Source organism: Idiomarina sp. X4, from assembly GCF_002808045.1.
GTDB lineage: Bacteria > Pseudomonadota > Gammaproteobacteria > Enterobacterales > Alteromonadaceae > Idiomarina.
Window position 1 is genome coordinate 309,844 of the sequence record NZ_CP025000.1, and the last position, 26,139, is coordinate 335,982.

Sequence of the window (26,139 nt, forward strand, 5' to 3'; positions counted from 1 at the left end):
TTCATCGAACGTTCGTATAGAGGTCAAAAGGATATGCGCAAGTTAAATCGCTTACTCACGGTTATTGCTGCGACTTCTGCGACACTGGTGTCATTCACTAGCGCCGCTGCTGAAGTCAATATTTACTCAGCACGTAAAGAAGCTTTAATTAAACCCGTTTTAGAGCAATTCACCGAAAAAACCGGCATTGAAGTGAATTTGTTAACCGGTAAAGCCGATGCTTTATTGGCTCGTTTAGGCTCTGAGGGTGAAAACACACCTGCTGACTTATTCTTAACGGTTGACGCTGGAGCCTTGTACCGCGCTGTTGAAGCCGATGCATTTCAGCCTCTTAACTCAAAATTAGTGGAAAAAGCAGTGCCGGAGCACTTCCGCTCGAAAGACAACTTATGGTTCGGTTTAAGCCTTCGCGCGCGCCCTATTTTTTATTCGCCAGAGCGTGTTAACCCGGAAAAGCTTGAGTCTTATCTTAGCCTTGCTGACGAACAATGGGACGACCGCATTTGTATTCGCTCGTCCAACAACTTGTATAACCAGTCACTGGTTGCTGCATTGATTGAGCATCACGGCGCAGAAAAAACAGAAGCCTGGGCTGAGGACTTTGTTAGCAACTTTGCCCGCAAACCCGTCGGCGGCGACAGAGATCAAATTAAAGGCGTTGCCTACGGTGTCTGCGATATCGCAGTAGCAAACACTTACTACTTCGGGCATATGCTGAACTCAGACGATGCCGATGAGCGCGAAGCTGCACAAAAAGTGAAAATTTTCTGGCCAGCCCAAGATGCGCAGGGAGCTCACGTTAATGTATCGGGCATCGGTATTACCAAGCACGCAAAAAATGTTGACGAAGCTCAAAAGCTTATCGAGTTTTTGGTCTCTGAAGAATCACAAAAATGGTATGCTCAGGCCAATTATGAATACCCGGTTCGAGACGGTGTTGAGTGGAGCGAAACACTTCAAAAATGGGGTGAATTCAAGCAGGACGACATTTCAATGGACGTTCTGGGTGAGAACAACGGTGAAGCCGTACGTTTAATGAACCGTGCCGGCTGGCGTTAATTTAAGCATGGAGTGTACTGCATGAGCCGTGGCACGCTGTTACTTTTTGCCGTGGCGGTATTAATAGGGCTACCGCTTATTGTGGTGGCCCTATCTTTATTGAATCCGCAGTGGGATATTCTTTCTCACCTTTGGCAAACCGTCATTCCTGAGTACATTAGCCACTCGCTTATTTTACTGATTTGCGTTGGGCTGGGTGTCACTGTGCTAGGCGTCAGTACAGCCTGGTGTATCAGCCAGTATGATTTTCCCGGCTGGCGTTATTTGAGCTGGGGATTGCTGTTGCCACTGGCCATGCCCGCGTACATAACCGCTTACACCTACACTGGCTTGCTTGACTACGCTGGGCCGGTTCAACAGCTCATTCGTCAAGTGTTCAACGTATCCATTGGTGACTACTGGTTTCCAAATATCCGCAGTTTAGGCGGCGCGGTTTTCGTCCTCTGTGTCGTCCTTTACCCTTACGTGTATCTCATTACTCGCGCCGCATTTATGCAGCAGTCAACGGCCGCTTTTGAAAGTGCCAGAACGCTCGGCGCAGGCTCGTTCAAGAGCTTCTGGCGAGTAGCTATGCCGTTGGCTCGCCCGGCTATCGCAACCGGCGTTACTCTGGCATTAATGGAAACACTGGCTGACTACGGCACTATGGAATACTTCGGCGTCACCGTTTTTACCACTGGCATCTTCAGAACCTGGTATGGCATTGGCGACGCTCAGGGCGCATTGCAGTTATCGGCTCTGCTACTGATATTCGTCATTGTATTAATCATGATTGAACGCTACTCGCGCCGCAGAGCCCGTTTTTACCAGCAACGCTCGTCAAACCGCACGCCACAGCGACGCCCACTAAAGGGCTGGCGTGCCGGCCTCGCGTCGTTCATCTGCTGGCTGCCGGTCATTTTAGGTTTTCTTATTCCTGCGTCGCAATTACTGTGGTGGTCTGTTGAAAAGTCGGATATTTGGCTTGAGGCGTCTTTCTGGGTATTAACAGGCAATACACTCTGGTTAGGCCTACTGGCCGCCTGTATTACCGTATTATTGGCCTTGTGGTTGGCTTATGGTCGCCGCCGCCATCCAACTCGTCCATTGCGCGCCGCCATTACACTCGCCGGCATGGGATACGCCATTCCGGGCATTGTTATCGCCGTTGGACTGTTATCGCCACTGGCCTGGTTCGATCATCAAATCATCGCTGCCAGCAAATGGCTATTTGACGTGAATCCCGGGCTGATTTTCTCAGGAACCGTCATTGCTCTGCTATTCGCCTACAGCGTCCGTTTTTTGTCGGTATCGCTGCAAACCGTCAGCTCCGGGCTTGAGCAAATCACACCGCAAATGGACGACAGCGCCCGAACCCTTGGCGCCAGTGGTCGTCGCATTTTATGGAAAGTGCATTTGCCGCTTTTGAAAAGCCCCTTACTGGCTGCGCTCATTCTGGTATTGGTCGACGTCATGAAAGAGCTGCCGGCAACCTTAGTGCTGCGACCCTTCGATTTTAATACTTTGGCCGTTCGAGCCTTTGAAATGGCTTCTGACGAGCGTTTAGCTGACGCCGGCCCTCCGGCATTAATGATAGTTGCGGTTGGGCTTATTCCAGTTATGATGCTGTCCCGGGCGCTGCGCAATAAATCCATTAAGACAGGAGATTAAATGAGTACTTTACTGAATCTCGAATCAGTCAGTATCGAGCTTTCTGGCAACCGTATTGTTGATCAGCTCAGTTTATCTCTTGCGCCCGGCGATATTGGCTGTCTATTAGGCCCTAGCGGCTGTGGCAAGACCACCTTGCTGCGAGCTATTGCCGGTTTTAACCCGGTGTCTTCAGGGAAAATATCCTTGCACGACAAAGTTGTTTCTAGCAATTCAACGCAGTTAGCAACAGAAAAACGCAATATCGGCATGATGTTTCAAGACTTCTCGTTATTTCCCCACTTGACGGTTGAGCAGAACATTCGTTTTGGCATAGAAGACTGGAGTCAGTCAGAGCAAGAACAGCGCGTCAAAGAACTCTTGTTGCGTATCGACTTAAATGGCTATCAGAAACGGTATCCCCATGAGCTGTCAGGTGGTCAGCAGCAGCGTATCGCGCTCGCCAGAGCACTGGCGCCGAGACCGCAGCTCATGCTTTTGGATGAGCCATTTTCCAGTTTGGACGCTGAATTGCGCGAGATTCTGGCGCACGACGTTCGCCACTTATTAAAAGAGGAAAACATCACGGCACTGTTAGTTACTCACGACCAACAGGAAGCGTTTGCGATGGCTGACAAGGCCGGCGTTATGTACTCTGGTCAATTATTACAGTGGGAAACACCCTACGAACTTTACCATGAACCAACCCATGAGTTAGTCGCCGATTTTATTGGCCGCGGTGTGCTGCTACAGGGTGAAGTAAAAGACCACAAGCTGCACAGCGCCTTCGGTATTATTGAGCACGACGATATTAAGAAACACCCCAATATGCTGGTCAACTTTCTGGTTCGCCCGGACGACATTGTTCTGAACAAAGACAGTGCCATGAAAGCCATTGTTGTTGGTAAAGGCTTTCGCGGCTCACACTACCTTTATACGCTAGAGCTGTCAGATACCAGCCGCGTACTGGCCGTAGGTCCTTCTCATCAACCTCTCGATGATGGTGCAACCGTAGGAATAGACGTAGACTTTGACCATTTAGTAGTTTTTGACGCATCATTGTGTGAATTGCCTGATTAAAACGAGGGTCACATGGACTTCCTTATTGATAGCTGGGACTTTTCAACAAGCCCTGCCACTGCCTTTACGTCGCCGACCAGTCATCAGCCTAACTGCTGGTTCCATTTCCAACGTGACGCCGAAGGGCTTAACGAATGGTTAACTCAGGCGGGTATCCCCGAACCACTTATTGATGCCGTCCTAGAAGAAGATACGCGGCCACGTTTTCAACGTTTGAGTGATGGCTTTATTTTACTATTACGTGGCGTTAACCTGGCCAGCGGCGAATCTCCTGAGGACATGCTGAGTCTGCGTCTACTGTATTACAAAGGTGCTCTATACACCTTCAGAAAGCGCCCTTTTAAGTCTATTGCTCACCTGCGAGAACAACTGCAGAGCCAGACAGGTCCAGAGTCGTTAATGGACTTTCTCGTCAGCTTGATTGAACAAATTAATCTTAAAATTGAAGATGTAGTCTCGGCTGCTGAAGAGAAGCTCGAGCAAATTGAAGGGGAAAGCTTCGACAATACGGCTCAAATGCAATTGCAGTTAACGACATTGCACCGTCGTTTATTACGTCTAAACCGGTTTATTCGTCCACAGCTTGCCGCTTTAGAAAAACTAACAACGGAAGCCGAGCGCATTATGCCGATCGAGTTACATCAGTGGCTGATTAACGAGCGGGACACCACCCAGCGACTGTTCGAGCAAATTGACTTAATGCTCGAGCAAATTTGGATGCAGCGCGAGCAAATACAACAAGCAATAGCCGAAAAAATGAACAGGAATACCTATTGGCTGTCAGTTATTGCCGGAGTTTTCCTGCCATTAAGTTTTCTTACTGGTGTTTTTGGCATCAATATCGGCGGTATGCCTGGTGTTGAGCACGAAGATGCGTTTCTTATTTTCTGCGTCGCACTGGTTATTATTGCGGTTGTCGAATTTTTACTGCTTCGACGACTCCGGTTTTGGTAAAACTCTGTAAAAGTAACTCTAGTTAGACCTAAGTCGAATGGGAAATTGCGGGTAACAGAATAAGCTTGAAAGCATGAGCATTTAAGAAGTAAGGACAGTGTCATGCAAGCTTATAAAAAGCTTTATTCTGAAGCCCAGCAAGACCCCGAAGGATTCTGGCTTGAACAGGCTCGTCGCCTGGATTGGTTTACCCCACCGAAAACTGCCGCCAACGTGCGCAAAAACGGCATGGCCGACTGGTTTCCAGACGGCCGGGTTAACGTCAGTCACTTAGCATTAGACGCCCAAATTAATGTAGGCCGAGGGGACCAGGTTGCACTGTACTACGATTCTCCCGTCACCAATACGCAGGCGAACTATACCTACGGCCAACTCAAAGAAGCAGTCGCCGACTTTGCCGGAGCACTTAAAGCGCAAGGCGTTAACACCGGCGATCGGGTCGTTATTTATTTACCAATGATTCCGCAGGCTGCTATAGCCATGCTGGCTTGTGCTCGTATTGGCGCGATTCACTCGGTGGTCTTCGGCGGTTTTGCGGCCCACGAGCTGGCCATTCGAATTGACGATGCCAAACCCAAAGCCATTGTCACCGCTTCTTGTGGTGTTGAGGTCAGTAAGGTGCTGGAATACAAACCGATTGTTGATAAAGCCATTGAAGAAGCCACTCATAAGCCAGATGCTGTCATTGTTCATCAGCGTCCTGAATGTGAGGCTGACTTAAGCAACCCTGGTGATATTGACTGGCAGGATGCCGTTAAAAATGCAGAACCAGCAGACCCCGTCGCACTACCGTCAACTCATCCGCTTTATATTCTCTACACCTCAGGCACTACCGGTAAACCCAAAGGTGTCGTGCGAGACCACGGTGGTTATGCAACTGCGTTAAACTTCTCCATGGACTATGTATACGGATTAAAACCCGGCGACACATTTTTTACCGCTTCGGATGTCGGCTGGGTGGTTGGACACTCCTACATTGTTTACGGCCCGTTAATTTTCGGTTGCAGCACAGTTTTGTATGAGGGTAAACCCGTCAACACCCCAGATGCGGGGGCGTTTTGGCGTATCATTGAGCAATACAAAGCCAAAGCCGTATTCTCAGCACCAACCGCATTCCGGGCGATTAAAAAGGAAGACCCCAACGGTCAGTTTCTAAAAGAGTACGACCTTAGTTCATTAGAGCGAATTTATATGGCGGGCGAGCGGCTTGATCCTGCCACCTATGAATGGACCACTGAGCTAACGGATAAGCCGGTTTACGATCACTGGTGGCAAACAGAAAGCGGATGGCCGATGTGCGCTAATCCAGTTGGCATTGAGCCGGCAAAAGTAAAACCCGGTTCCTCTACCTTCCCCGTACCCGGCTATGAAATATCCGTACTTGATCCACTGGGCAAATCGGTCAATAGCAGTGAAGAAGGTGCTATTTGTGTTCGGTTACCACTGCCACCGGGCTGCCTGACAACTGTTTGGGGAGACGACGAACGCTTGCACAACAGCTACCTGAAAGCTTTCCCTGGGTATTACTGCAGTGGCGACGGTGGCTACATCGACAAAGACGGTTATGTCTTTATTATGGGACGTACCGACGATGTGATTAACGTCGCTGGTCATCGGCTTTCCACTGGAGAAATGGAAGAAATACTGGCCAGTCATCCAGCCGTTGCGGAGTGCGCCGTTGTTGGACAACCTGACGAGCTGAAAGGTGAATTACCCATTGGTTTTGTCATACTCAAAAACTCTGTCGACATTAGCCAAGAGCAGTTACAGGAAGAACTCATTCAGTCGGTCCGCAGCAAAATTGGCGCCATTGCGTGCCTGAAAACCCTACACATTGTGCCGCGTCTGCCCAAAACACGTTCAGGAAAAATTCTGCGGCGTATTATCCGGCAGTTGGTACAGGGAAATGAAGTAGCGGTACCATCAACGATTGACGACCCAACAAGTATTGATGCGTTAAAACAAACACTGAGTTAAACTACGACCCATTGTTTGTTAATGGGTAAAACGTGGATTTCTATGGTGTTATCAATCGTTGCAGTTATTATTGGTCTGGCGGTTCTGGTTTGGAGTGCTGACAAGTTTGTTGAAGGAGCCGCCGCCGTTGCTCGTCATTTAGGCATGGCGCCGTTAGTTATCGGCATGGTGATTATAGGTTTTGGTACCTCGGCGCCGGAAATGGTGGTATCAGCTTTAGCCTCTCTTGATGGCAACCCTGCATTGGCTCTTGGTAACGCTTATGGCTCTAACATTACTAACATCGCGTTAGTGTTAGGTATCACCGCTGTCTTAGCACCTATTGCGGTCAAATCAGTGGTTATTCGCCGGGAAATGCCGGTACTTATTGGTATCACCTTACTCAGTGCTATCTTCCTGCTCGACTACCAAATTACTCGCTTCGAAGCCGGGCTGCTGTTACTCGTTTTCTTTGCTTACATGGGGTGGTCCGTCTGGATTGGCTCGAGAAACAGTGACGACGCACTCGCCGCCGAATACACTCAAGAGCTCGACTCCCACCCTATTCCCATGAAACCCGCCATTATTTGGCTGATAGTCGGTCTTTTACTACTTATTGTCAGTTCCAGAGCGTTGGTTTGGGGAGCTATCAATATCGCGACCGCTTTAGGTGTCAGTGATCTTGTCATCGGCCTAACTGTTGTCGCTATAGGTACGTCATTACCCGAGCTCGCCTCCGCTATTGCAGCTACGCGTAAAAACGAACATGACCTGGCCCTGGGGAATGTGATTGGCTCCAATATGTTTAACACACTAGCCGTGGTGGGTATTGCCGGTGCTATTAAGCCAATATCGCTTGAACCACTCGTGCTTAGCCGCGACTGGATAACCATGGCAGTTCTGACGTTGCTACTAATGGCTTTTGGCATACGCAAAGCCCGTCAGGGAAGAATAAATCGAGTGCATGGGGCTATTTTCATCGTCTTGTACATTGCTTATACGCTTTACTTACTTAAGACCGGCTTTATTAACCCTTAATAAGTAAAATAAGTACCACTCAAAAGCTATTGCAAATAGTTCGCATTTGAAATAGACTATCACTAACTCGTTGAGGTGATAGTCTATGTACGTATGTCTTTGTAAAGGAGTCAATGATAAAACCATCCACCAGGCGGTAAGCCGTGGAGAGGTTTCGTCAATGCGTGATCTGCGCCAGCAGTTCGGTGTCGCGTCGCAATGTGGCTGCTGCAAAGACTGCGCTAAAAGTGTTCTTAACGATGCTCTTCAGGAAAGCTTTCCGAAAAAATCTCAAGAAACTTCGCTGCCAGTATCAGTATGCTACACTTAGTTCATACATTATGAATTAAGAGGTAGCTTAAACTATGAAAGGTGATGCAAAAGTTATTCAGCAGCTCAACAAGGTGCTGACCTTAAAGCTGACCGCTATCAACCAGTATTTTCTGCACGCCCGCATGTACCAGAACTGGGGCTTCAATAGCTTAAATAAAGCGGTATATAAAGCATCCATTGAAGAAATGAAGCATGCTGATGTTATTATCGAACGCATTTTATTTCTTGAAGGTATTCCTAATTTACAAGAGCTAGGAAAGCTGTACGTTGGCGAAGAACCTCGGGAAATGCTCGAGTTAGACCACAAAGTTCAGTTTGGCGATGTCAGTGCCATTCGTGACGCCGTAAAAGTGTGCGAAGAGCACAAAGACTACGTCAGTCGTAAGGCATTAAGAGACATTTTAGACTCTCAGGAAGAACATCTTGACTGGCTGGAAACTCAAATTGATCTCATTTCTCGTCTTGGTAACGAGGTGTATTTACAAACAAAAATGGATGAGGCCGAATAATGCGCAGAGATAACAATGTTGTAGAGCAATTAAACCGTTTGCTTGCGTTTGAACTGACATCAATTGACCAATACACCTCTCACTCTCGTCAGTACGAAGACATGGGCTTGATGAAGCTTTACGAGCGTATTAACCATGAAATTGATGACGAGCGCGGTCATGCTGACTTACTGATTCGCCGCATTCTATTTTTAGAAGGCGAGCCAAACATGAAAAATCGTGAGCCACACACCATTGGCTCAGACGTTCGTGAAATGCTGGAAAACGATTTACAGCTTGAGTACAACAACGCGAAAACGCTTCGTGAGGTTATTGAATATTGCGAAGAAGTCGACGACTACGTTACGCGCGATATGCTCGTTGGTATTTTAAAAGACACCGAAGAAGACCATGCTTACTGGCTTAAAATTCAGTTGGGCTTAATGGATAAATTGGGTGAGCAACTTTACTTACAGAAAATGATGTAAGTGCAGTTACAGAAAAACAAAAGGCGCCATTTGGCGCCTTTTTTAATTTCCCAATAACGTTATAAGCCATAGACAGTGACGTAGAACTCATCGTTATCGTCCGTTGACTCAACGGTATATTCTACCGGCACATTGCTCTCACCACCCGGGCCAGACATAATTAAATCAGCCGCGCACTGGTAAGTATCAAGCTTTTCATCGTGTCCTTGGGTGCGAATCGCGTCTAATGACATCTCAATTACGCTCGCAAATTCGGTTCCGAGTTGCGCAACCAGCTCGTCGTTACTAATTTCTAAAACCAAATCGACGGTTTCTGAATCACTGCACGTGGGCGTACCGCCGCTGCATGCTGATAATATCATTGCGCCTGCCACTACCGGTAAAACTCGTTTAAACATAACTATCCTTATTGGTTTTATTACTTGGCAGGAAAGCGCCAGAACAAAATGTCATATCACACCTTCCCTGGTACTTACCCATTAAACGAATTTTAAAACTACCACCCGGGGGGATTATTGCAATAGAAACAAGTATTGCAGACACAAAAAAACCGCCACAAGGGCGGTTTCTTTATATCTGGCGGAGAGAGAGGGATTCGAACCCTCGATACGTTGCCGTATACACACTTTCCAGGCGTGCTCCTTCAGCCACTCGGACACCTCTCCAGAACGGCCGCTATGGTAGGGGTTTTAGCCGTTCTAATCAAGGGGTTTAAGCAATTTTAAAGCGTTTCATGCCTTTATTTAATCGTTTTGCCAACTCTCGCAACTCGCGACTGGCTTCACTGATTTGTTCAGAGCCGGCAGCGGTTTGCTCTGCGGCTTCGGTAATAGAGGTAAAGTTCTGATTAATTTCTTCGGCAACGGCAGTTTGCTCCTCAGCGGCCGTTGCGATTTGGGCGTTCATATCGCTCATTTTCGCAACTGAGGTGTTAACAGACTGCAGTGACTCCCCGGCTCTGCGCGCTTGTTCAACGCTTTCGGCTGCTTTCTGACGTCCTTGTTCCATAACATCAACCGCATTAGTTGCACTGCCACGCATGGTTTCAATAAGGCTTTGAATGCTGCGCGTTGAGTCCTGAGTTCGGTTGGCCAGCGCACGAACTTCGTCGGCTACGACAGAGAAGCCACGGCCATGTTCGCCCGCTCGTGCCGCCTCAATGGCCGCGTTCAACGCCAGCAGGTTCGTCTGGTCAGCAATGCCTTCAATAACCTCAAGAACTTTATTAATTTCAGCGGTATTGTCAGACAATTCACCGATAACGGTAGAAGCACTTTCTACTTGCTTCGCCAATTCTTCAATAGAACGCACCGTCGCTTCCACTTCACGGCTGCCGTTCATGGTTTCCTTGTCGGTATCGTCAGCCAGTTGCGCGGCTTCTTCAGTATGTTGTGCGACTTCTCGCACCGTCTGCGACATCTGATGAATAGCGGCGGCACCTTGGGTTGTCTGCTCCTGCTGCTCAACAACCAGTTTTTGGTTATTATCAGCGGTTTCTGAAAGTTCAGAAGAGGCATCCACCAAGGTCGTTGCCGACTCGTTCACTTCTTTCAACAGTCCTTGCAGACGACGGACCATGGTGTTCACGTCGTCCATCATGCTGCCTTTGTACTTGGAGCGAGTCTCAACGGTTAAATCGCCGTCGGCAATTTGCTGCAACACGTCAGCGGCCTCTTCGGGTTCACCACCAATTTTGTGAGTTAAACGGACCACAATTCTCCAGGCCACTAAACCACCAGCAATAATGGCAAAGGCCGTTATCCACCACATCAGTGTCGCGAAGTTTTCGCTTCGCTCCATAACGCCTTGGGTTCCCTTAGAAATGCTCGCTTCCTGATAATCAATGAAATCGTTGATTCGGTTCAGCCATTCCGCATAAATGGGACCCAGCTCACGAATGACATAGTCCTGAGCTTGCTGACGTCGGTCAGATTGCAGCAAGCGTTCAACCTCGGCAGCAGACTCTAAACCTTGTTTACGTATTTCCGCTATTGCCGCCAGTAAGGACTTTTCCTGACTATTAACCAGGTTCGCGTCAGAAATGATGCGCTGCATCCCCTGTTGCGACTCTGCGTAGTCATTTTTCAGCTTCGCTATAAGCTCTCTAAGTGGCGGCCGTTCGCTTGCGCGCTCCACCAACACTAAGTCGCGTAACGCAATGGCTCTGTCATGCACGCTGCCACGGTAGTTGATAGCAAACCGTTGCTTCTCGCTACCTACCTCGTTCACCCGAACCAGGGTTTTATCAATTTCGCCTACTTGGTAGGTGCCTATAATGGTGGTTATTGCAAGCAATAACAGAATAAACGCAAAGCCTGCGTATAACCGATTCGCTATCGTCATCTCTTACCTCGAAACTGCGGGGTTATATTAACTTGAATGGTTATACAGAATAACTGAGAGGAAGGATCAGAAAGAACGAATAAAATGAGATGAAATTAATCGATTTTTGCGTTTAATAATTTAACGGCTTAATAACCAACGAAAAATTCTTAACTGGCTAGGAACGTAAAACATGTACTCGGGGTGCCACTGTACGCCAATAACGGCTTGTTCTCGCCCGTCACTCTCAGAAGCTTGTATAAAACCGTCTAAATCCCAACCGGTTGCACGCATGCCCACACCAACTTGTTTAACTATTTGGGAATGCAGGCTGTTCACCCTTAGTTTGCGCTTTTTACACACCTCAGACAGTAAACAGTTTTTTTCCAAAAACACTTGTTTGGTTGGTAACAAGCCGGGACGGTTATACGTTAATTTTCGAAGCTCTTTAATATTCTGATCCAGTTCACCGCCAAGCACGACATTAATGAGCTGAGAGCCTCGGCAAATACCTAGAAGCGGCTTTTTATTCTCAAGCGCCCACTGTATCCAGCGAATTTCAATATCATCACGTTCAGGATCGTATTCGCCATCGGGCTCGGGCGGCTGATTATAATGAGACGGGCTGATGTCATCGCCACCACCAATGATCACCGCATCAACGGATTCGTCTTCGCAGCGGTGTCTGACGCTCACTCGGATAGGGCGCGCACCAAGCAGCCTGAGCGCCAGCCAGGTACACCACCACGACGGCGACCACTTGCGTGCCGTCCCGGTTACCACCACTCGCGGTCGCTGAGCCATTGCGTTAACCTCTTTTTCCAATCGTTCTCAGCGACGCCCATAATAGGTCGCTCCGCCTTACGAAATGCATCTCGCCAGTAGGCCAAAGCCTCTTCGTCATTCGCTAAAGCTTCTATCACCCACCATAAATTCCACTCTTCACTGAGCTGCCAGTCCGGATGCTCAATTTGACAGTTGGGTAAACGATAGTGAAAGGTAGGGCGTGCCTTAATCTTGCTGTCTCTAACAGCTTCCATCACCCTAGTTTCATCAACGTGGGCGAACAGAGGCAGCATATCAAGAGCTCGGTTTCGGGTCGCATTAAATGATAAGTAATCATCAATGAGGGTCGACATATCAACGTCGTCTTGTGCCATCAGACGATGCAAATAGTCTTCTGGGTATTTATCGATATAAGGGCTTATCTTTCTGGTGGTATCAACCTTATGTTTCTCAATAAGCCACCATTGCAATACACCATAAGCCTGCAAGTATCTCAGTATGGTTGGTGCATCGACTTTGGGGATTTCCGCGTTAATATGAACACCATAAGCGGCTATCCAGGACTCATCAGTGCCCTTTGCGCCAGCCTGACGAAGCTCATTTACAAGAGGAATAAGTACCTTGCACTGCTCTAATGTTAACGGCGGGCAAACAATTTCAATCGGCACCCAGCGTTCGGCTAAGTTGCCTAGCTCGTTTAACAGACTGGACTCATCAGCATCTTCTGCTTTAGCTTTTTTCTTTAAATAGTCCCAGTCAATTTCAACATTAAAAGTGCCGAGATCAGACGTTCTGACTTTGTGCTCAGCCTTCGATTCGCGAACGCATTCTCCGTCAACAACCGAACACAAAACCGTCGAAGCCTGCTCTAAAGTTAAGCCACTGAATTCCAGTTCAAAACCAATGGTTCTCGGCTCGTCACTGTCATTCAGTGGTACAGGGAGTTCTTTAAAGTCCGTCTCACTCAATCGAAAACTGTCCTGCTGGTCCTGGAAAAACAACCGGGCTTTCAAAGCCGTCTTTGCTTACACTAGCTACACCAAAAATGTAGTTATCGATCACAATGTTTTCCAACGTGTACTCATCTACGTTACCCACGTAACGGCTAAACTGCCACTGCGGTGCGTCGGTTAAACGCCAATACACTTTATAACCGGCAATATTGTCTTCGTCCTGACTTTGAGAGCTCCAGCTTAACGTCGTGTCTGGTTTCACAGCCCCTTCTATTTCAACGTTGGCCGGCGGTCGTGGTGCCCACGCCATGCTTGCCAAAGACGCCGCATTCAATGCCGTCAACTTAGCTGCGTAGTCAAAATTAACGCCGTCAATGGTATCACCGTATTTAATACCATTTTCCGTGCGTAAATCCTGGTGCTGACGGTTATAGTTCTCGTTGGTCTCCATAATACGGATGCCCGGATACCCGAGATCGTTAAACGGTCTGTGGTGACCGCCTCGACCAAAGCGGTCCAAACGATAAATAACCATCGTATCCAAATTAGGTACATAACGGTCCGCAATCCAATCAATATAACGAGCTAAATTGCGCGACGGCGAATCGACCTCACCTCCGTAAAAGCGCCGCATAGTCGCTTCGCGATCAGACTCGTTCATGCGAGTACCTTCTGCAAAAATCCGAGCTGTTGAGTTATTGATAACCCCGTTGATGCCCTCGATGTTGCCAATCATGTCATTGTTCAACACGGCGGTCAGGTGCCAGTCTTCATCCTTGGCTTTCTTCGCTAAAATTTTACCGCCAAACAAGCCTTGCTCTTCGCCGGCCAAGGCGGCGTATACGATAGACCCATCAAACTCGTATTGACTGAGCACACGAGCTGCTTCCAAGGTGCCTGCAACACCTGAGGCATTGTCATTCGCACCGGGAGCGTCTGAGGTAGAGTCCATAACGTCACTAACGCGCGAATCAATATCGCCTGACATCATGACATAACGATTTGGGTCAGTCGTTCCCCTCTGGATAGCAATAACACTTTTTACTTCTACCGGATCCGGAATGCGTTTCTCACCAGAAATCACATCGCTCACATACATCACTTCCAGACAACCGCCACAGGCTTCTGAGATTTTCTCAAACTCTGAATAAATCCAGCGGCGTGCCGCCCCAATACCACGAGTATCAGACTCCGTTTCTGACAGCGTATGACGCGTACCGAAGCTCACTAATTTACGAATGTCTTTTTCAATGTTGTCGGCTTCAACCGCCTGCACAATGTCGTGCAACTCGTCTTTGTCTTCATAACTCACCGCATCTTGAGCGCTTGCGCTAAATGAGAATGCAGCTCCCAACCCAAGCAGCACCATAGGCGCTAGCCATTGTTTGGTCATAACAAAATCCTTATCAATTATTGCAATAACGTCGTTTGATTATGCGGTAAGACAACTCAGATGAAAAGGTGCTCAATTAGCTTGTTGGAGCATGTTGTTTGGCTGTTTTACAAGCGCAGCAAGCGCAATAACGCTTTCGGTCACGTCCGACACCGTGAGCACCGCTTTACACTGTAAAAACTCTGCTTCAAACTCACTTGCCCGGTGCGGTAAGTAGCGACTTATATACGATAATTCACCACGCACGGCATCGCTCAGGCAGGCATTCGAGCGAGAGCCACTGATATGGAACGCGAGAATGTCGCCATCATCATTTAAAAAATTCACGTACTCAGCCGCTTCGCTAAAGGTTTTGTAAGTGTTTAAGGAGCGCCCTATAACGGTCTCTTTACCGGGTAAGTGAGAGATCCGCAACACAACAATAGCGGGTAAATCTACTGGCTCATTTGTCCGTTTTAAATTATCCATGAGCTGCCGCTGCAGCTGCCGACCGCCCAGCACTTTTTCGCTGTCACTCAGCCAGAAACCGGCGTCTTTAAAAGCCGTTGGCAACCCCTCGCTAAACGGCATAAGCCCGGCGACTTTAGGCAGCCACTTGGTGCCATCTTTATGAACAAATAGCGCATTCGATAATGCGTTACCGAACTGCTCTTCCAGGTTACTATCGTCACTTGGGACAACACACAGTTTGCGCTCAGACCGCTCCTCCAGTTGATACGGTTTCAACTTTGACAGCGCCAGCTTATCAACCTTAACCTCATTAACCATCGGTAGCGCAAGTTTTTGCAGCTCTGCAAAAGTACTCATACGATGCCGATCATAAGTTATCGTGAGTGCATAAGCTTGCACTGGATACCCCGCCTGCTTCAATGCAAACAGAGAAGGCAACCAACCGTCTTCGTTGCTTAAATCAGTGACCGGAATAAGGTATTCATGCCAACGCTTATTGAGCGGCAAACTCAACCGGAAAAAGCACAACTGACGCCGACTTTGTTTACGTTCTAGTTTTAACGCATCGCGCTCTTGCCTAACCCAAGGCAATGCCATGAGTTGAGATAATGCGTTTGGGGCATGTTTTTGCCAGCTGTTCAGTAGCGTTCGGTTCGCCTCGCTCGCCAGCGCACAACAGGTTGGCTTATTGTCAGCTAGTACCAATTTAAGCCCACTGTACGCATTTGCCCAAAGCGCTTCATAAGCACGGGCTTTTACTCGCTGCAAACTGTGATCAATATTAACTTTATAACGGTGCTTATATTGACCAATGAGCTCATCAATAAAGATGCGAAATGCCTTGTTATTGTCAGTTTCTAATCGCTTGAGCCGCAAATACACGTATGGCTCACTATTCTCGATGGCTACCACCCGGTATTGGACGCTGGGTTCACCACTAATAACGAAATTCTCGGCGAGGCCGGAAAAGCGAACATCGAGCTGAGCGAACAGTAACGACTTTACTTGCTCATCTGACTCCACCTTAAGCTGTAAACCATTGGTTGATATATCCACGGTACTTGCCTTGAACAATTGCCCGTCGGCCAACGTAAAAGACACCGGCGACACAAAGTTCATGCGCTCTTCGCGGCGCGCGTAGGGGTGTCCGGCAATAAAGCTGTCTAAAGACGTTGCCGGCGCATTAACAGTACCTGTCTCATTGTATTGATTTTTCAATGCCAGAATTTGTTGCTTTGTATCTTCGGTGAAAACGCCTTTATACGCTTTAAGACCCTGTTCAAACAGTTGCTGTGCGCGATTGTGAAAATAGTGCGTGCGACCCTGAAAGGGGTAAGGGAACACGTCATACGGAACTTTTTTACGTAAGTCGACAACGCCTAGTGCCGGTTTCGCTAATTCGGTAATCGCCATTTTCACTTTCAGCTTTTCAGGTCCGCTGAGGTGTTTTGTTTTGCGCTTAAATACAGACTCAAACTGCGAGCGATGGTACTCTGTTTTTAACTCGTCAACGAGTGTCTGCAAGGCGGCATCGAGGGTCATTGTGGCTACGTTTGTCGTGGTTATTTAAGTTGTGGATACATTTTATTTACATTAACGCTAAGGGGTTGATCATGCAAACGCTTTTACTCGGCTACGGAGACATCGCACAACGTACCGCACGTTTGTTGGCGGCAGAAGGTCATCGTGTCACCGGACTTTGCCGCCACCCCGACAACAAGCCCGTTATTGAGGGGGTGCAGCTTGTTGCTGGTAACTACGATAACGAGCAGGACTTACGGCATTTATTCGATACTCAATGGGACGCTGTTGTTGTTACTCTGACGCCTTCTGCCTCAGGCTCACAACGCTACCACGATGGCTATGTCGTGCCTTGCAGACACTTGCAGCAAGTGCTGGCACATAGCGCTCAAGAGCCTTACGTTATTTATGTGTCCAGTACTGGTGTTTATGCTCAGGAAAATGGTGAGTGGATAGATGAAACCAGTGAAACAGCTCCGACATCAGAATCTGGCAAAGCGTTGTTACAGGCTGAGTCGTTAATCGATTCGCTGCCGAGCCAAACCACGATATTGCGTTGCAGCGGTATTTACGGAGAAGGTCGGGACTATTTATTAAAACAATTGATTGCCGGTAACATGAGTTTACGTGACAGCTGGACGAACCGAATTCATCAAGATGATGTCGCCGGGTTTATTCATGCGTTATTAACCGATATTGAAAACTCACAGCCGCTTTACCTTGTCAGTGATAATAAACCCGTTAAACAGTACGAAATGTACCAATGGTTAGCGCAGCAACTTAACGTCAGTATTACCTCTGATGTTGAACCCGGCCCAGGTCCCAGAGGCTCAAAGCGCTGTGACAATAGCCGCTTGCACAATAGCGGCTATACACTTAAGTACCCGACGTTTGTTGAAGGCTACGAAGCTTTTATTGACAGTTGGTCGAAGTAATCGAGTATTCCCTCGGCGGCGGAGCGGCCTTCAGCAATAGCGGTAACAACCAAGTCAGCTCCGCGAACCATATCACCGCCGGCAAAAATTTTGGGGTGACTGGTCTGCATCGCAAATTCCCGATTCGAGTCAGTAAGCACTGTACCCCAGTCGCTTAGCTCTACGTTATGCTGTTTCAGCCATTCCGGCGGACTCGCCTGATACCCAAAGGCGATGATCACCGCTGTTGCCGGTAAGGTGAATTCTGAGCCTGCAACAGGCTCAGGCCGTCGGCGGCCGTCACTATCAGGCTGTCCTAATGCGGTTTTCACCATTTTCACACCAGTAACCCGTCCAGATTCGCTCGCTTCTATTTCCACCGGCTGAACATTATATAAAAACTCTCCGCCCTCTTCTTTGGCATTTTCCACCTCGCGACGCGAGCCGGGCATATTGCTTTCATCTCGTCGGTAAGCGCAAGTCACCAACATCGCACCTTGTCTAATTGAGGTGCGTACGCAGTCCATTGCGGTATCACCGCCGCCCAGCACCACCACTTTCTGTCCTTTAAGATCAATGTGTGGGTATTGCGGCATGGGTTGATGAGGCATCAGGGTTTGCGTATTGCCAATAAGAAACGGCAATGCCGGATACACGCCGCTATGCTCTAACCCTTTTAAGCCGCCATCCAGTGCTTTATAAGTACCTAACGCCAAAAACACCGCATCGTATTGCTCCAGCAGCTCAGAAAACTCAATGTCTTCGCCAACCGTTACGCCCAACTTGAACTCGACGCCCATTTCGCTGAATATCTCGCGACGCAACTTCATGACCGATTTATCGAGCTTAAACGGTGGAATACCGTAAGTCAGCAACCCGCCAATTTCAGGGTAACGGTCATACACCGTTGCAGTAACACCGTTACGAGCCAGTACATCGGCACAAGCCAAACCGGCAGGACCTGCACCTATAACGGCAACTCGCTCCACTCGTTGTGCGACCCCGCTTAAGTCGGGTCGCCAGCCGTTGGCAAATGCCTCATCAACAATTTGCTTTTCAATGCTGCCGATAGTTACAGCACCGAAGCCATCGTTAAGTGTGCAAGCCCCTTCACAAAGCCGATCTTGCGGACACACTCGCCCACAAATCTCCGGTAAGCTATTGGTTTTATGCATAAGCTCTGCAGCTTCGGTTACACGTCCCTGATTCGCTAACTCCAGCCATTGTGGAATATAGTTATGAACCGGACACTTCCATTCACAATACGGATTGCCGCAGTCCAGGCAGCGATCTGCCTGCCCCTGCAACTGCACGCCCGACATGGGTTCATAAATTTCAGTAAACTCAATGCGACGCTCATCAGCGGCCTTTTTCGGCGGGTCAATTCGCTGAACGTCGAGAAATTGATACACATTTTTATTCATTACATCACCTGTACCCGAAGTTCAGCTGTAGAGCGTGCACGATGCCCCAATAAATCGGACACATCCTGAGATTTAGGCTTCACAATACGGAAGCTTTTCAAGGTTTCGTCAAAAGACGCAAGCAATTGTCTGGAGTAGCCACTGCCGGTAGCCTCATGATGCTCATGAATAAGCCCGCGCAGATGCTCTTTAATAATGGAGGTTTCTATTTCTAACGCTTCAACCAGCTCATGGTTTAAACGGCGGTGTAAGTCTCCGTCGATGTCTCGCAAATAGGCAAAACCGCCTGTCATGCCGGCGCCAAAGTTGATGCCACAATCGCCTAGTACCGCGACAATTCCACCAGTCATGTACTCACAGCCATGATCACCAATAGACTCAACCACAGCAGTAGCACCTGAATTACGCACGGCAAATCGTTCGCCGGCACCGCCTGCTGCATATAGCTTGCCGCCGGTAGCGCCGTATAGGCAAGTATTCCCCATGATGGCAGCTTTATGACTTGGGTAATTCGCACTAAGCGGTTGCTTTAATACAATTTCGCCACCAGCCATGCCTTTCCCCACATAGTCGTTGGCATCGCCAGTCAACCTAAGTTTTAATCCACCGGCATTCCACGCACCGAAGCTTTGACCAGCCGTGCCTTTAAAGCTAAGAATAATGGGTGCAGTCGCCATACCCTGATTACCATGCCGTTTCGCAATATAGCCCGATAAACTGGCTGCAACAGAGCGGTCATTATTTTTTATATCGAAAGACCACTTGCCGCCGGATCTATTGTCGATAGCTGACTGTGCGGCCGAGAGTATTTGCTGATTCAGATCGCCTTTATCAAAAGGTGAATTCTTTTCTGTGCAATACAGTGGGTACTCAGATTCAATACCCGAGGACGCTAGCAACATATTTAAGTCTACAGCTTGCTGACGTTTCGTTTCACCGGGTAAACGCTCAAGTAAATCGGTGCGCCCGATAACATCGGTAAGCTCTTTTACCCCCAGGTAAGACAAAATGTTGCGCACTTCTTCTGCCATAAACTCAAACAACCGGATGACTTTTTCCGGTAAGCCAGAGAAATGCTTTTTCCTCAGCAGCTCGTCTTGTGTTGCAATACCGGTCGCACAATTATTTAAGTGACAAATTCTTAAGTACTTGCAGCCCAGAGCGACCATTGGCGCAGTACCAAAGCCAAAGCTTTCTGCTCCTAAAATCGCCGCTTTGACAATGTCTTTGCCGGTTTTTAAACCGCCATCAACCTGCAGGCGTATTTTGTGTCTTAGCTTATTCGTTACCAGCGCTTCATGAACTTCCGCCAGACCTAACTCCCAGGGCGAGCCAGCATACTTTACAGAAGTGAGCGGACTGGCACCGGTGCCTCCGTCATAGCCGGACACCGTAATAAGGTCCGCATAGGCTTTTGCTACGCCCGTAGCGATAGTGCCAATACCCGGCGTAGAAACCAGCTTTACCGATACTAACGCCTCAGGGTTTACCTGTTTTAAGTCAAATATCAACTGAGCGAGATCTTCAATTGAGTAAATATCGTGATGCGGTGGCGGTGATATTAATGTCGTACCCGGTACCGCGTAACGCAATTGGGCAATTTCTGCCGTGACCTTTTCTCCTGGGAGCTGCCCACCCTCTCCGGGTTTCGCGCCTTGTGCGACTTTTATTTGAATAACATCAGCATTAACGAGGTAGTGCGGTGTCACTCCGAAGCGGCCTGACGCGACCTGTTTAATGCGCGAGTTCTTTTCAGTATTGAACCGTTTAGGGTCTTCGCCCCCTTCTCCCGAGTTCGAGTGACCGCCAATTCGATTCATCGCTATCGCCAATGCTTCATGGGCTTCTGAACTGAGCGCACCAATCGACATCGCCGCTGTGTCAAAACGCTGGTATAAACGCTCTTTGGGCTCAACCTCATTGAGGTCAATCATAGGCGTATTTGGAAGCTTTAAGTCCAGCAAGTCGCGAATATGAGTCACCGGCCGCTCGTTAACGTATTTAGCGTAAACCTTGTAAGCTGATTCATCCCCGGTATTAGCTGCTTCTTGCAATGCAACCACGACATCGGGGTTATAAGCATGGTACTCACTGCCATGCACATATTTTAATAAGCCTCCCTGAGCTAGCGGTTTGCGCTTTAACCAGGCTTTTTGAAAGCGTTGCAGTAAATCCTGCTGAATATCATCAAAACCGGTACCGTTAATACGCGCCGGCATATTGCAGAATGATAACTCTCTGACATCCGAATTAAGCCCAACGGCCTCAAACAGCGATGCACCGCGATAACCGGAAATTGTCGATATGCCCATTTTCGAAAGTATTTTTAATAAACCTTTGTTCAGCCCTTTACGGTAATTCAGTAACGCTTCTCTGACTGGCAGGTCTATTTTCTGCTGCCCGGCTAACTGCTCAACCGTTTCATATGCGAGGAATGGATAGATTGCCGTGGCCCCCAGACCCAGTAGAACCGCCATGTGATGTGAGTCACGCGCAGAAGCAGTTTCGATAATAATATTAGAGTCGCAACGCAGGTTTTCATTGACCAACGCCTGCTGAACCGCACCAACCGCCATTGGCGCCGGAATAGTGATATCATCTTTTTCAAAATGGCGATCGGTCAGAATGGCAATAACCACACTTTGCTTTCTTACCGCCTCAACCACTCTTTCAACAAGCTCATTAAGCGCCTGCTGTAACGATTTATCCGCTGGATTAAATGCCAATGAAAAGTCCATACTGCGGTAATGTTTTTCGTCTAAGTCCCGCAGTTGTTTAACGTCGGTATACATTAAAATGGGCGACTCAAATACCACCCGATCAGCATCACCTGAGGCTTCGTTAAAGACATTATGCTCGCGGCCAATAATGGTGCTTAAGGACATGACGTGACGTTCGCGAATTGGGTCAATTGCCGGGTTGGTAACCTGCGCGAACTGCTGCCGGAAATAATCGTAAAGCAGTCTGGGCTGTTTGGACAAAAAAGCTTGGGGCGTATCATCACCCATTGAGCCAACCGCTTCCTGCCCATCTTTGGCAAGAACACTAATAACTTGTTGCAACTCTTCTTCAGAATAGAGAAAGGCTTTGTGGAATACGGCCATGGTCTCGTCACCGTAAAGTCGCTGGCCGATTTTGTCGGCGTGACTATGCTCAAACGGCACTAAGCGGCGGCGGTTTTGCGACAACCACTGTTTATAAGGGTGACGCTCTTTAAGATCCGTTTCAATATCATCGTTATACCAAATCTTCCCCGTATAGGTGTCAACCGCCATCATTTGACCCGGACCTAAACGTCCTTTCTCTGTTACCTCTGCCTCATCGTAGTCCCAAATGCCGACTTCGGACGCAATAGTGAGTATGCCGGACTCAGTGAGCACGTAACGCGCTGGGCGTAAGCCATTTCTGTCGAGACTGCAGGCAACATGCCGACCGTTGCTCAATACCACCCCCGCAGGGCCATCCCAGGGCTCCATATGCAGTGCGTTAAACTCATAGAATGCCCGCATCTCATCTGACATCGTCGCATCCCCCTGCCAGGCAGGCGGAATTAATAAGCGCATCGCGCGGAATAAATCCATACCACCAGCAAGCAGCAGTTCAAGCATATTGTCCAACGACGCTGAGTCTGAGCCACTCATGCCCACCAAGGGAACGGCGCGTTGCAGGTCAGGTAATAATGGCGTGTGAAATTTGTAAGCCCGGGCACGCGCCCACTGACGGTTGCCTCGTATGGTATTAATTTCACCGTTGTGCGCCAGAAATCGAAACGGTTGAGCTAATGGCCAGCTGGGCTCTGTATTGGTTGAAAAACGTTGGTGAAACACACAAATGGCAGTGGTCATACTCTCATTTGCCAAGTCATGGTAATAGCTGGCCAAATCCTTCGCTAATACCAGCCCTTTATAAACAATCACCAGACTCGATAACGACGCTATGTAAAGCTCATTGTTGTCTGTGTAGTGCTGCTCTATTCGACGGCGCGCCATATAAAGGCGCCGCTCAAGATCTTTTTTTCGCCACCCCGGTGGTGCCGACACGATAACTTGTTCAATAGCGGGTTCCGACTGGGCGGCCTGCGTGCCCAAAATGGTCGGATCCGTTGGAACCTTGCGCCATCCATTGACGGTTAACGTTTCCTGTTTTAATTCTTCTTCAATAAGCTGTCGCGCGGCTTCCTTTTTGTCATGGCTTTTGCTGAAAAACACCATGCCAACGGCAAATTTCTTACTAAGAGACCAGTCCTGAGATTTAGCAAAGTCCTTGAAAAACTGTTCCGGCAGTTGCAGTAACAACCCACAACCATCACCCGTTTTACCGTCGGAGCCAATGCCACCGCGATGCTGCATTCGGTCTAAACCATGCAAAGCAGTCGTTATTAAGTCATGCTTGGCCTGACCATTAATATTCGCTATCAAGCCAAAACCACAGTTATCCCTTACGTCTGCATTTTGATACAGTCCCATGCACTAATCCTGAATAAATAATCATTAATTTTAGATTAGCATGCAGTTGTGAAGTTCGGTAGGAAGCTTGTTTATTATCGTTATAAACGGGTTGTATAAAGCAAAAAAGGCCTCTAAATGAGGCCTTTGGGGTTATTTTAGTGTCGCAGCAAATGCCAACATTCTATCCAGCGGTACCATCGCTTTTTCTCCAAGCTCTGGATCGACATGAATTTCATGTTCTTTCCCACCCGTTTCAAGCGCCTGCTCAATCGCTTTAAGACCGTTCATCGCCATCCACGGACAATGCGCACAGCTTCGGCATGTTGCGCCATTACCGGCCGTTGGTGCCTCAATAAAGGTCTTGTTTGGTTGCAGTTGCTGCATTTTATAGAAAATGCCTTTATCCGTCGCAACAATAAAGGTGTCGTTAGGCAGTTCCTGGCTCGCTTTAATAAGCTGCGATGTTGAGCCAACAGCATCGGCCATTGCGACAATATTTTCTGGAGACTCTGGGTGTACTAAAATAGCCGCATCAGGGTGCAACGCCTTCATGTCTTTGAGCGCTTTGGCTTTAAATTCGTCATGCACAACACAGGCACCTTGCCATAACAGCATATCTGCGCCCGTTTCACGGGCAATATAGCCGCCTAAATGCTTGTCAGGCGCCCATAAAATTTTCTCGCCTTTGGCATCTAAGTGATCAACCAGCTCTAACGCCATGCTTGAGGTAACGACCCAATCAGCTCGCGCTTTGACAGCTGCTGAGGTATTTGCGTAAACCACAACCGTGCGATCCGGATGCTGGTCACAAAATTCTGAGAACTTTTCCGGAGGGCAGCCTAAATCTAGTGAACACTCGGCATCTAACGTAGGCATTAACACCTGTTTATTCGGTGTCAGTATTTTCGCCGTCTCTCCCATGAAGCGAACACCCGCAACAATGAGCTTTTTCGCCGGATGGTCACGACCAAAGCGCGCCATTTCTAGCGAGTCAGCAACACAACCGCCTGTCTCTTCAGCCAGCGCCTGAATGTCAGGGTCAGTGTAGTAATGTGCCACTAAAACCGCATCTTTCTCTTCAAGAAGCGCTTTAATGTGTTCAACCGTTTCCTGTTTTTCTTCAGGCGTCAACGGCTTGGGTTTTGGTGGAAACCGATAGTCAAGGGTATCCAGCGTTTGAATCTCAGTCATGGTATTACAGCTTATGTCCAAGTGTTCGTTATAACGTGGCGGCTAGTATAGTCGAATTCAAGAGGGGGTTGTAGTTAAGTTATCAGAAAGAAGAGGTGGTGGGTTGTGCAGGATTCGAACCTGCGACCAATTGATTAAAAGTCAACTGCTCTACCAACTGAGCTAACAACCCATAATTCTGATTTTTTTAGCATTAGCGAGTGGTGGGTTGTGCAGGATTCGAACCTGCGACCAATTGATTAAAAGTCAACTGCTCTACCAACTGAGCTAACAACCCAACGCTAATTATTCGTTACCAGTTCTGCTTGGCAACGGCGGCATAGTTTACTGAAATAACGCGCTTATGCAACTTAAAATTGAAAAAAACTGTCTGACTGATTAATTCACGAACACATGTTGCGCTCGTGTTAGTTAATTCAGTCGTTGCTTGGCTAAATTTGCTTCAGTACTATCCGGGTACTCACTAATGACTTGCTCGTAATAACGCTTTGCATCAGCGGTGTTACCCTGGTCATTTGCGATAGCACCAAGCTTCAATAAACAGTCACCACGCTTATTACTGTCAGGGTAGTCTTTTACTACCGTCATGAACTGTTGTTCAGCTTTACCATATTCTTGCTGAGCAAAGAAAAGCTGTCCAAGCCAGTAATGGGCGTTTGGCGCATAAGTAGAGTTAGGAAAGCTCTCCAAAAAGGACTGGAAAGCAGGAATGGCGGCGTCATAACGCTTATCTTCCAAAACCAACGCAATGGCTTTGTCGTAAGCATCATTTTCACTCAAGCTTGCTGAATAACTGCTGCCATCAGCTTGCGTCGGTACCTGCTGCATATTGGAATAACCTGCGCCGGCATCATTACTCTGGCTATTGTTGTCCTTTAACTGATTAAAGCGACGATCAATTTCCTGATACAGCTCGCGCTGGCGTTGTAAAAGTTGTTCCAATTGATAGGCATGCTCTTCAGTTATCCCTCTTAATTCTGCAACATCTTGTTGAACGGAATTAAGCTGATCCATCATGTTGAGTTGTGCACTGGATCGAGCCTCAAGCATGCGCTCGATTTGATCCAGACGCTTTTCAACGTCACCTGAAGAAGAAAGACCCGAAACAGGCGCCTGGGCTAAAGCAAGCCCAGGCACCAATAAACTGACAGCTAACAGCGTTTTTTTCATGAACTATCCGTCTAATTTAGGATTAGTACACTAAAACCGCACGACGGTTTTTCGCGTATGCACTTTCAGTTGACGCATCAACTAAAGGCTTTTCTTCACCGTAAGATACGGTTGAAGTTTGAGAGTCCTGAACTCCTAAGTTGTGCAAGTAGCTTTCAACCGCTTGTGCACGACGCTCGCCAAGTGCGATGTTGTACTCAGGCGTACCACGCTCATCAGCGTGACCTTCGATAACCACTTTCACAGACGGGTTCTTAACTAAGTAATCTGCGTGCGCAGCTAATAGCTCTGCGTATTCAGATTGTACGTTAGACTTATCGAAAGCAAAGTAAACAATGTGTTCTTTGCGCAATGCTTCCATTTTCTCTTGACGTTGTTCTTCAAGCGTTTTTTGACGCTCAGCCGCACCAACTTCAACACCAGAATCTTGTTCTGCTTGTTGATTCGTTTCCTGACCTGAGCCCATACCTGAATCGGTTTCCTGGTTTGAGCTACATGCGGCCAGAGTTGCCATTGGTACAACGATTGCCAGAGCTTTAAAAAGTTTATTAAGCTGCATCCTT

21 protein-coding genes and 3 tRNA genes are annotated in these 26,139 nt (G+C 48.1%); 10 read left to right on the plus strand and 14 right to left on the minus strand.

Annotated features, from left to right (window positions below):
• Positions 1 to 33: 33 nt before the first annotated feature.
• From CWC33_RS01560 to bfr (CWC33_RS01600), 9 genes are all read left to right on the plus strand, one after another.
• Entirely contained in the window at positions 34 to 1,059 is a 1,026-nt protein-coding gene (locus CWC33_RS01560) for a Fe(3+) ABC transporter substrate-binding protein (RefSeq protein WP_100690511.1), read from the plus strand.
• A gap of 21 nt (positions 1,060 to 1,080) precedes the next feature.
• The gene (locus tag CWC33_RS01565; RefSeq protein WP_100690512.1) at positions 1,081 to 2,709 is read left to right on the plus strand and encodes an ABC transporter permease; all 1,629 of its coding nucleotides are present in this window, start codon (positions 1,081 to 1,083) and stop codon (positions 2,707 to 2,709) included.
• Positions 2,710 to 3,768: an ABC transporter ATP-binding protein gene (locus tag CWC33_RS01570; protein ID WP_100690513.1), complete on the plus strand. Its 1,059-nt coding sequence runs from the start codon at positions 2,710 to 2,712 to the stop codon at positions 3,766 to 3,768.
• 12 nt (positions 3,769 to 3,780) lie between these two features.
• Positions 3,781 to 4,722, plus strand: coding sequence for a CorA family divalent cation transporter (locus tag CWC33_RS01575; RefSeq protein ID WP_100690514.1), 942 nt, complete (start codon positions 3,781 to 3,783; stop codon positions 4,720 to 4,722).
• Positions 4,723 to 4,824: 102 nt separating this feature from the next.
• A complete protein-coding gene (locus CWC33_RS01580; RefSeq protein ID WP_100690515.1) occupies positions 4,825 to 6,699 on the plus strand; it encodes an acetate--CoA ligase in 1,875 nt (624 codons plus the stop codon).
• A 42-nt stretch (positions 6,700 to 6,741) separates the two neighbouring features.
• The gene (locus CWC33_RS01585; protein ID WP_100690516.1) at positions 6,742 to 7,716 is read left to right on the plus strand and encodes a calcium/sodium antiporter; all 975 of its coding nucleotides are present in this window, start codon (positions 6,742 to 6,744) and stop codon (positions 7,714 to 7,716) included.
• A gap of 85 nt (positions 7,717 to 7,801) precedes the next feature.
• Entirely contained in the window at positions 7,802 to 8,026 is a 225-nt protein-coding gene (locus CWC33_RS01590; RefSeq protein WP_100690517.1) for a bacterioferritin-associated ferredoxin, read from the plus strand.
• A 34-nt stretch (positions 8,027 to 8,060) separates the two neighbouring features.
• The gene (gene bfr, locus CWC33_RS01595; protein WP_100690518.1) at positions 8,061 to 8,537 is read left to right on the plus strand and encodes a bacterioferritin; all 477 of its coding nucleotides are present in this window, start codon (positions 8,061 to 8,063) and stop codon (positions 8,535 to 8,537) included.
• Positions 8,537 to 9,004, plus strand: a complete 468-nt coding sequence (gene bfr / locus CWC33_RS01600; protein ID WP_088768597.1) for a bacterioferritin — start codon at positions 8,537 to 8,539, stop codon at positions 9,002 to 9,004. The genes bfr (CWC33_RS01595) and bfr (CWC33_RS01600) overlap by 1 nt, the downstream gene beginning before the upstream one ends.
• Before the next feature lie 59 nt (positions 9,005 to 9,063).
• Here the strand turns inward: bfr (CWC33_RS01600) and CWC33_RS01605 are convergent, their stop codons facing one another.
• The 7 genes from CWC33_RS01605 to CWC33_RS01635 all read right to left on the minus strand — a co-directional run bounded on the left by CWC33_RS01605 (position 9,064) and on the right by CWC33_RS01635 (position 16,450).
• A complete protein-coding gene (locus tag CWC33_RS01605; RefSeq protein ID WP_100690519.1) occupies positions 9,064 to 9,402 on the minus strand; it encodes a hypothetical protein in 339 nt (112 codons plus the stop codon).
• Positions 9,403 to 9,581: 179 nt separating this feature from the next.
• Positions 9,582 to 9,669, minus strand: a tRNA-Ser gene (locus tag CWC33_RS01610).
• Between the two features lie 46 nt (positions 9,670 to 9,715).
• Entirely contained in the window at positions 9,716 to 11,347 is a 1,632-nt protein-coding gene (locus CWC33_RS01615) for a methyl-accepting chemotaxis protein (RefSeq protein ID WP_100690520.1), read from the minus strand.
• A gap of 120 nt (positions 11,348 to 11,467) precedes the next feature.
• Complete coding sequence (locus CWC33_RS01620) at positions 11,468 to 12,130, minus strand: gamma-glutamyl-gamma-aminobutyrate hydrolase family protein (RefSeq protein WP_100690521.1); 663 nt, start codon at positions 12,128 to 12,130, stop codon at positions 11,468 to 11,470.
• A complete protein-coding gene (locus tag CWC33_RS01625) occupies positions 12,103 to 13,080 on the minus strand; it encodes an amidoligase family protein (protein WP_100690522.1) in 978 nt (325 codons plus the stop codon). The genes CWC33_RS01620 and CWC33_RS01625 overlap by 28 nt, the downstream gene beginning before the upstream one ends.
• A complete protein-coding gene (locus tag CWC33_RS01630) occupies positions 13,073 to 14,458 on the minus strand; it encodes a M28 family metallopeptidase (protein WP_100690523.1) in 1,386 nt (461 codons plus the stop codon). Before CWC33_RS01630 ends, CWC33_RS01625 begins: the two co-directional genes overlap by 8 nt.
• A gap of 72 nt (positions 14,459 to 14,530) precedes the next feature.
• The gene (locus CWC33_RS01635) at positions 14,531 to 16,450 is read right to left on the minus strand and encodes a PilZ domain-containing protein (protein ID WP_100690524.1); all 1,920 of its coding nucleotides are present in this window, start codon (positions 16,448 to 16,450) and stop codon (positions 14,531 to 14,533) included.
• Positions 16,451 to 16,521: 71 nt separating this feature from the next.
• Between CWC33_RS01635 and CWC33_RS01640 the strand changes: the two genes are divergently transcribed.
• A complete protein-coding gene (locus CWC33_RS01640; protein WP_100690525.1) occupies positions 16,522 to 17,364 on the plus strand; it encodes an SDR family oxidoreductase in 843 nt (280 codons plus the stop codon).
• Here the strand turns inward: CWC33_RS01640 and CWC33_RS01645 are convergent.
• From CWC33_RS01645 to pal, 7 genes are all read right to left on the minus strand, one after another.
• Positions 17,331 to 18,767, minus strand: a complete 1,437-nt coding sequence (locus CWC33_RS01645) for an FAD-dependent oxidoreductase (protein ID WP_100690526.1) — start codon at positions 18,765 to 18,767, stop codon at positions 17,331 to 17,333. The two genes, CWC33_RS01640 and CWC33_RS01645, sit on opposite strands and share 34 nt — an antisense overlap.
• Complete coding sequence (gene gltB, locus CWC33_RS01650) at positions 18,767 to 23,233, minus strand: glutamate synthase large subunit (protein ID WP_100690527.1); 4,467 nt, start codon at positions 23,231 to 23,233, stop codon at positions 18,767 to 18,769. Before gltB ends, CWC33_RS01645 begins: the two co-directional genes overlap by 1 nt.
• A gap of 132 nt (positions 23,234 to 23,365) precedes the next feature.
• Entirely contained in the window at positions 23,366 to 24,406 is a 1,041-nt protein-coding gene (nadA, locus tag CWC33_RS01655) for a quinolinate synthase NadA (protein ID WP_100690528.1), read from the minus strand.
• Positions 24,407 to 24,502: 96 nt separating this feature from the next.
• Positions 24,503 to 24,578 (minus strand) — tRNA-Lys (locus tag CWC33_RS01660).
• A gap of 29 nt (positions 24,579 to 24,607) precedes the next feature.
• Positions 24,608 to 24,683 (minus strand) — tRNA-Lys (locus CWC33_RS01665).
• Positions 24,684 to 24,817: 134 nt separating this feature from the next.
• Positions 24,818 to 25,576 (minus strand): tol-pal system protein YbgF, encoded by a 759-nt coding sequence (gene ybgF, locus CWC33_RS01670; RefSeq protein WP_100690529.1) that lies wholly within the window; start codon positions 25,574 to 25,576, stop codon positions 24,818 to 24,820.
• A 22-nt stretch (positions 25,577 to 25,598) separates the two neighbouring features.
• Entirely contained in the window at positions 25,599 to 26,135 is a 537-nt protein-coding gene (gene pal, locus CWC33_RS01675) for a peptidoglycan-associated lipoprotein Pal (RefSeq protein WP_088768609.1), read from the minus strand.
• Between the last annotated feature and the right edge of the window lie 4 nt (positions 26,136 to 26,139).

Bases quoted from the DNA above. Each gene is read 5' to 3' on its own strand.
- CWC33_RS01560 (WP_100690511.1), top strand. From the start codon at position 34: ATGCGCAAGTTAAATCGCTTACTCACGGTTATTGCTGCGACTTCTGCG.
- CWC33_RS01565 (WP_100690512.1), top strand. From the start codon at position 1,081: ATGAGCCGTGGCACGCTGTTACTTTTTGCCGTGGCGGTATTAATAGGG.
- CWC33_RS01570 (WP_100690513.1), top strand. From the start codon at position 2,710: ATGAGTACTTTACTGAATCTCGAATCAGTCAGTATCGAGCTTTCTGGC.
- CWC33_RS01575 (WP_100690514.1), top strand. From the start codon at position 3,781: ATGGACTTCCTTATTGATAGCTGGGACTTTTCAACAAGCCCTGCCACT.
- CWC33_RS01580 (WP_100690515.1), top strand. From the start codon at position 4,825: ATGCAAGCTTATAAAAAGCTTTATTCTGAAGCCCAGCAAGACCCCGAA.
- CWC33_RS01585 (WP_100690516.1), top strand. From the start codon at position 6,742: ATGGTGTTATCAATCGTTGCAGTTATTATTGGTCTGGCGGTTCTGGTT.
- CWC33_RS01590 (WP_100690517.1), top strand. From the start codon at position 7,802: ATGTACGTATGTCTTTGTAAAGGAGTCAATGATAAAACCATCCACCAG.
- bfr (WP_100690518.1), top strand. From the start codon at position 8,061: ATGAAAGGTGATGCAAAAGTTATTCAGCAGCTCAACAAGGTGCTGACC.
- bfr (WP_088768597.1), top strand. From the start codon at position 8,537: ATGCGCAGAGATAACAATGTTGTAGAGCAATTAAACCGTTTGCTTGCG.
- CWC33_RS01605 (WP_100690519.1), bottom strand. From the start codon at position 9,402: ATGTTTAAACGAGTTTTACCGGTAGTGGCAGGCGCAATGATATTATCA.
- CWC33_RS01615 (WP_100690520.1), bottom strand. From the start codon at position 11,347: ATGACGATAGCGAATCGGTTATACGCAGGCTTTGCGTTTATTCTGTTA.
- CWC33_RS01620 (WP_100690521.1), bottom strand. From the start codon at position 12,130: ATGGCTCAGCGACCGCGAGTGGTGGTAACCGGGACGGCACGCAAGTGG.
- CWC33_RS01630 (WP_100690523.1), bottom strand. From the start codon at position 14,458: ATGACCAAACAATGGCTAGCGCCTATGGTGCTGCTTGGGTTGGGAGCT.
- CWC33_RS01635 (WP_100690524.1), bottom strand. From the start codon at position 16,450: ATGACCCTCGATGCCGCCTTGCAGACACTCGTTGACGAGTTAAAAACA.
- CWC33_RS01640 (WP_100690525.1), top strand. From the start codon at position 16,522: ATGCAAACGCTTTTACTCGGCTACGGAGACATCGCACAACGTACCGCA.
- CWC33_RS01645 (WP_100690526.1), bottom strand. From the start codon at position 18,767: ATGAATAAAAATGTGTATCAATTTCTCGACGTTCAGCGAATTGACCCG.
- gltB (WP_100690527.1), bottom strand. From the start codon at position 23,233: ATGGGACTGTATCAAAATGCAGACGTAAGGGATAACTGTGGTTTTGGC.
- nadA (WP_100690528.1), bottom strand. From the start codon at position 24,406: ATGACTGAGATTCAAACGCTGGATACCCTTGACTATCGGTTTCCACCA.
- ybgF (WP_100690529.1), bottom strand. From the start codon at position 25,576: ATGAAAAAAACGCTGTTAGCTGTCAGTTTATTGGTGCCTGGGCTTGCT.
- pal (WP_088768609.1), bottom strand. From the start codon at position 26,135: ATGCAGCTTAATAAACTTTTTAAAGCTCTGGCAATCGTTGTACCAATG.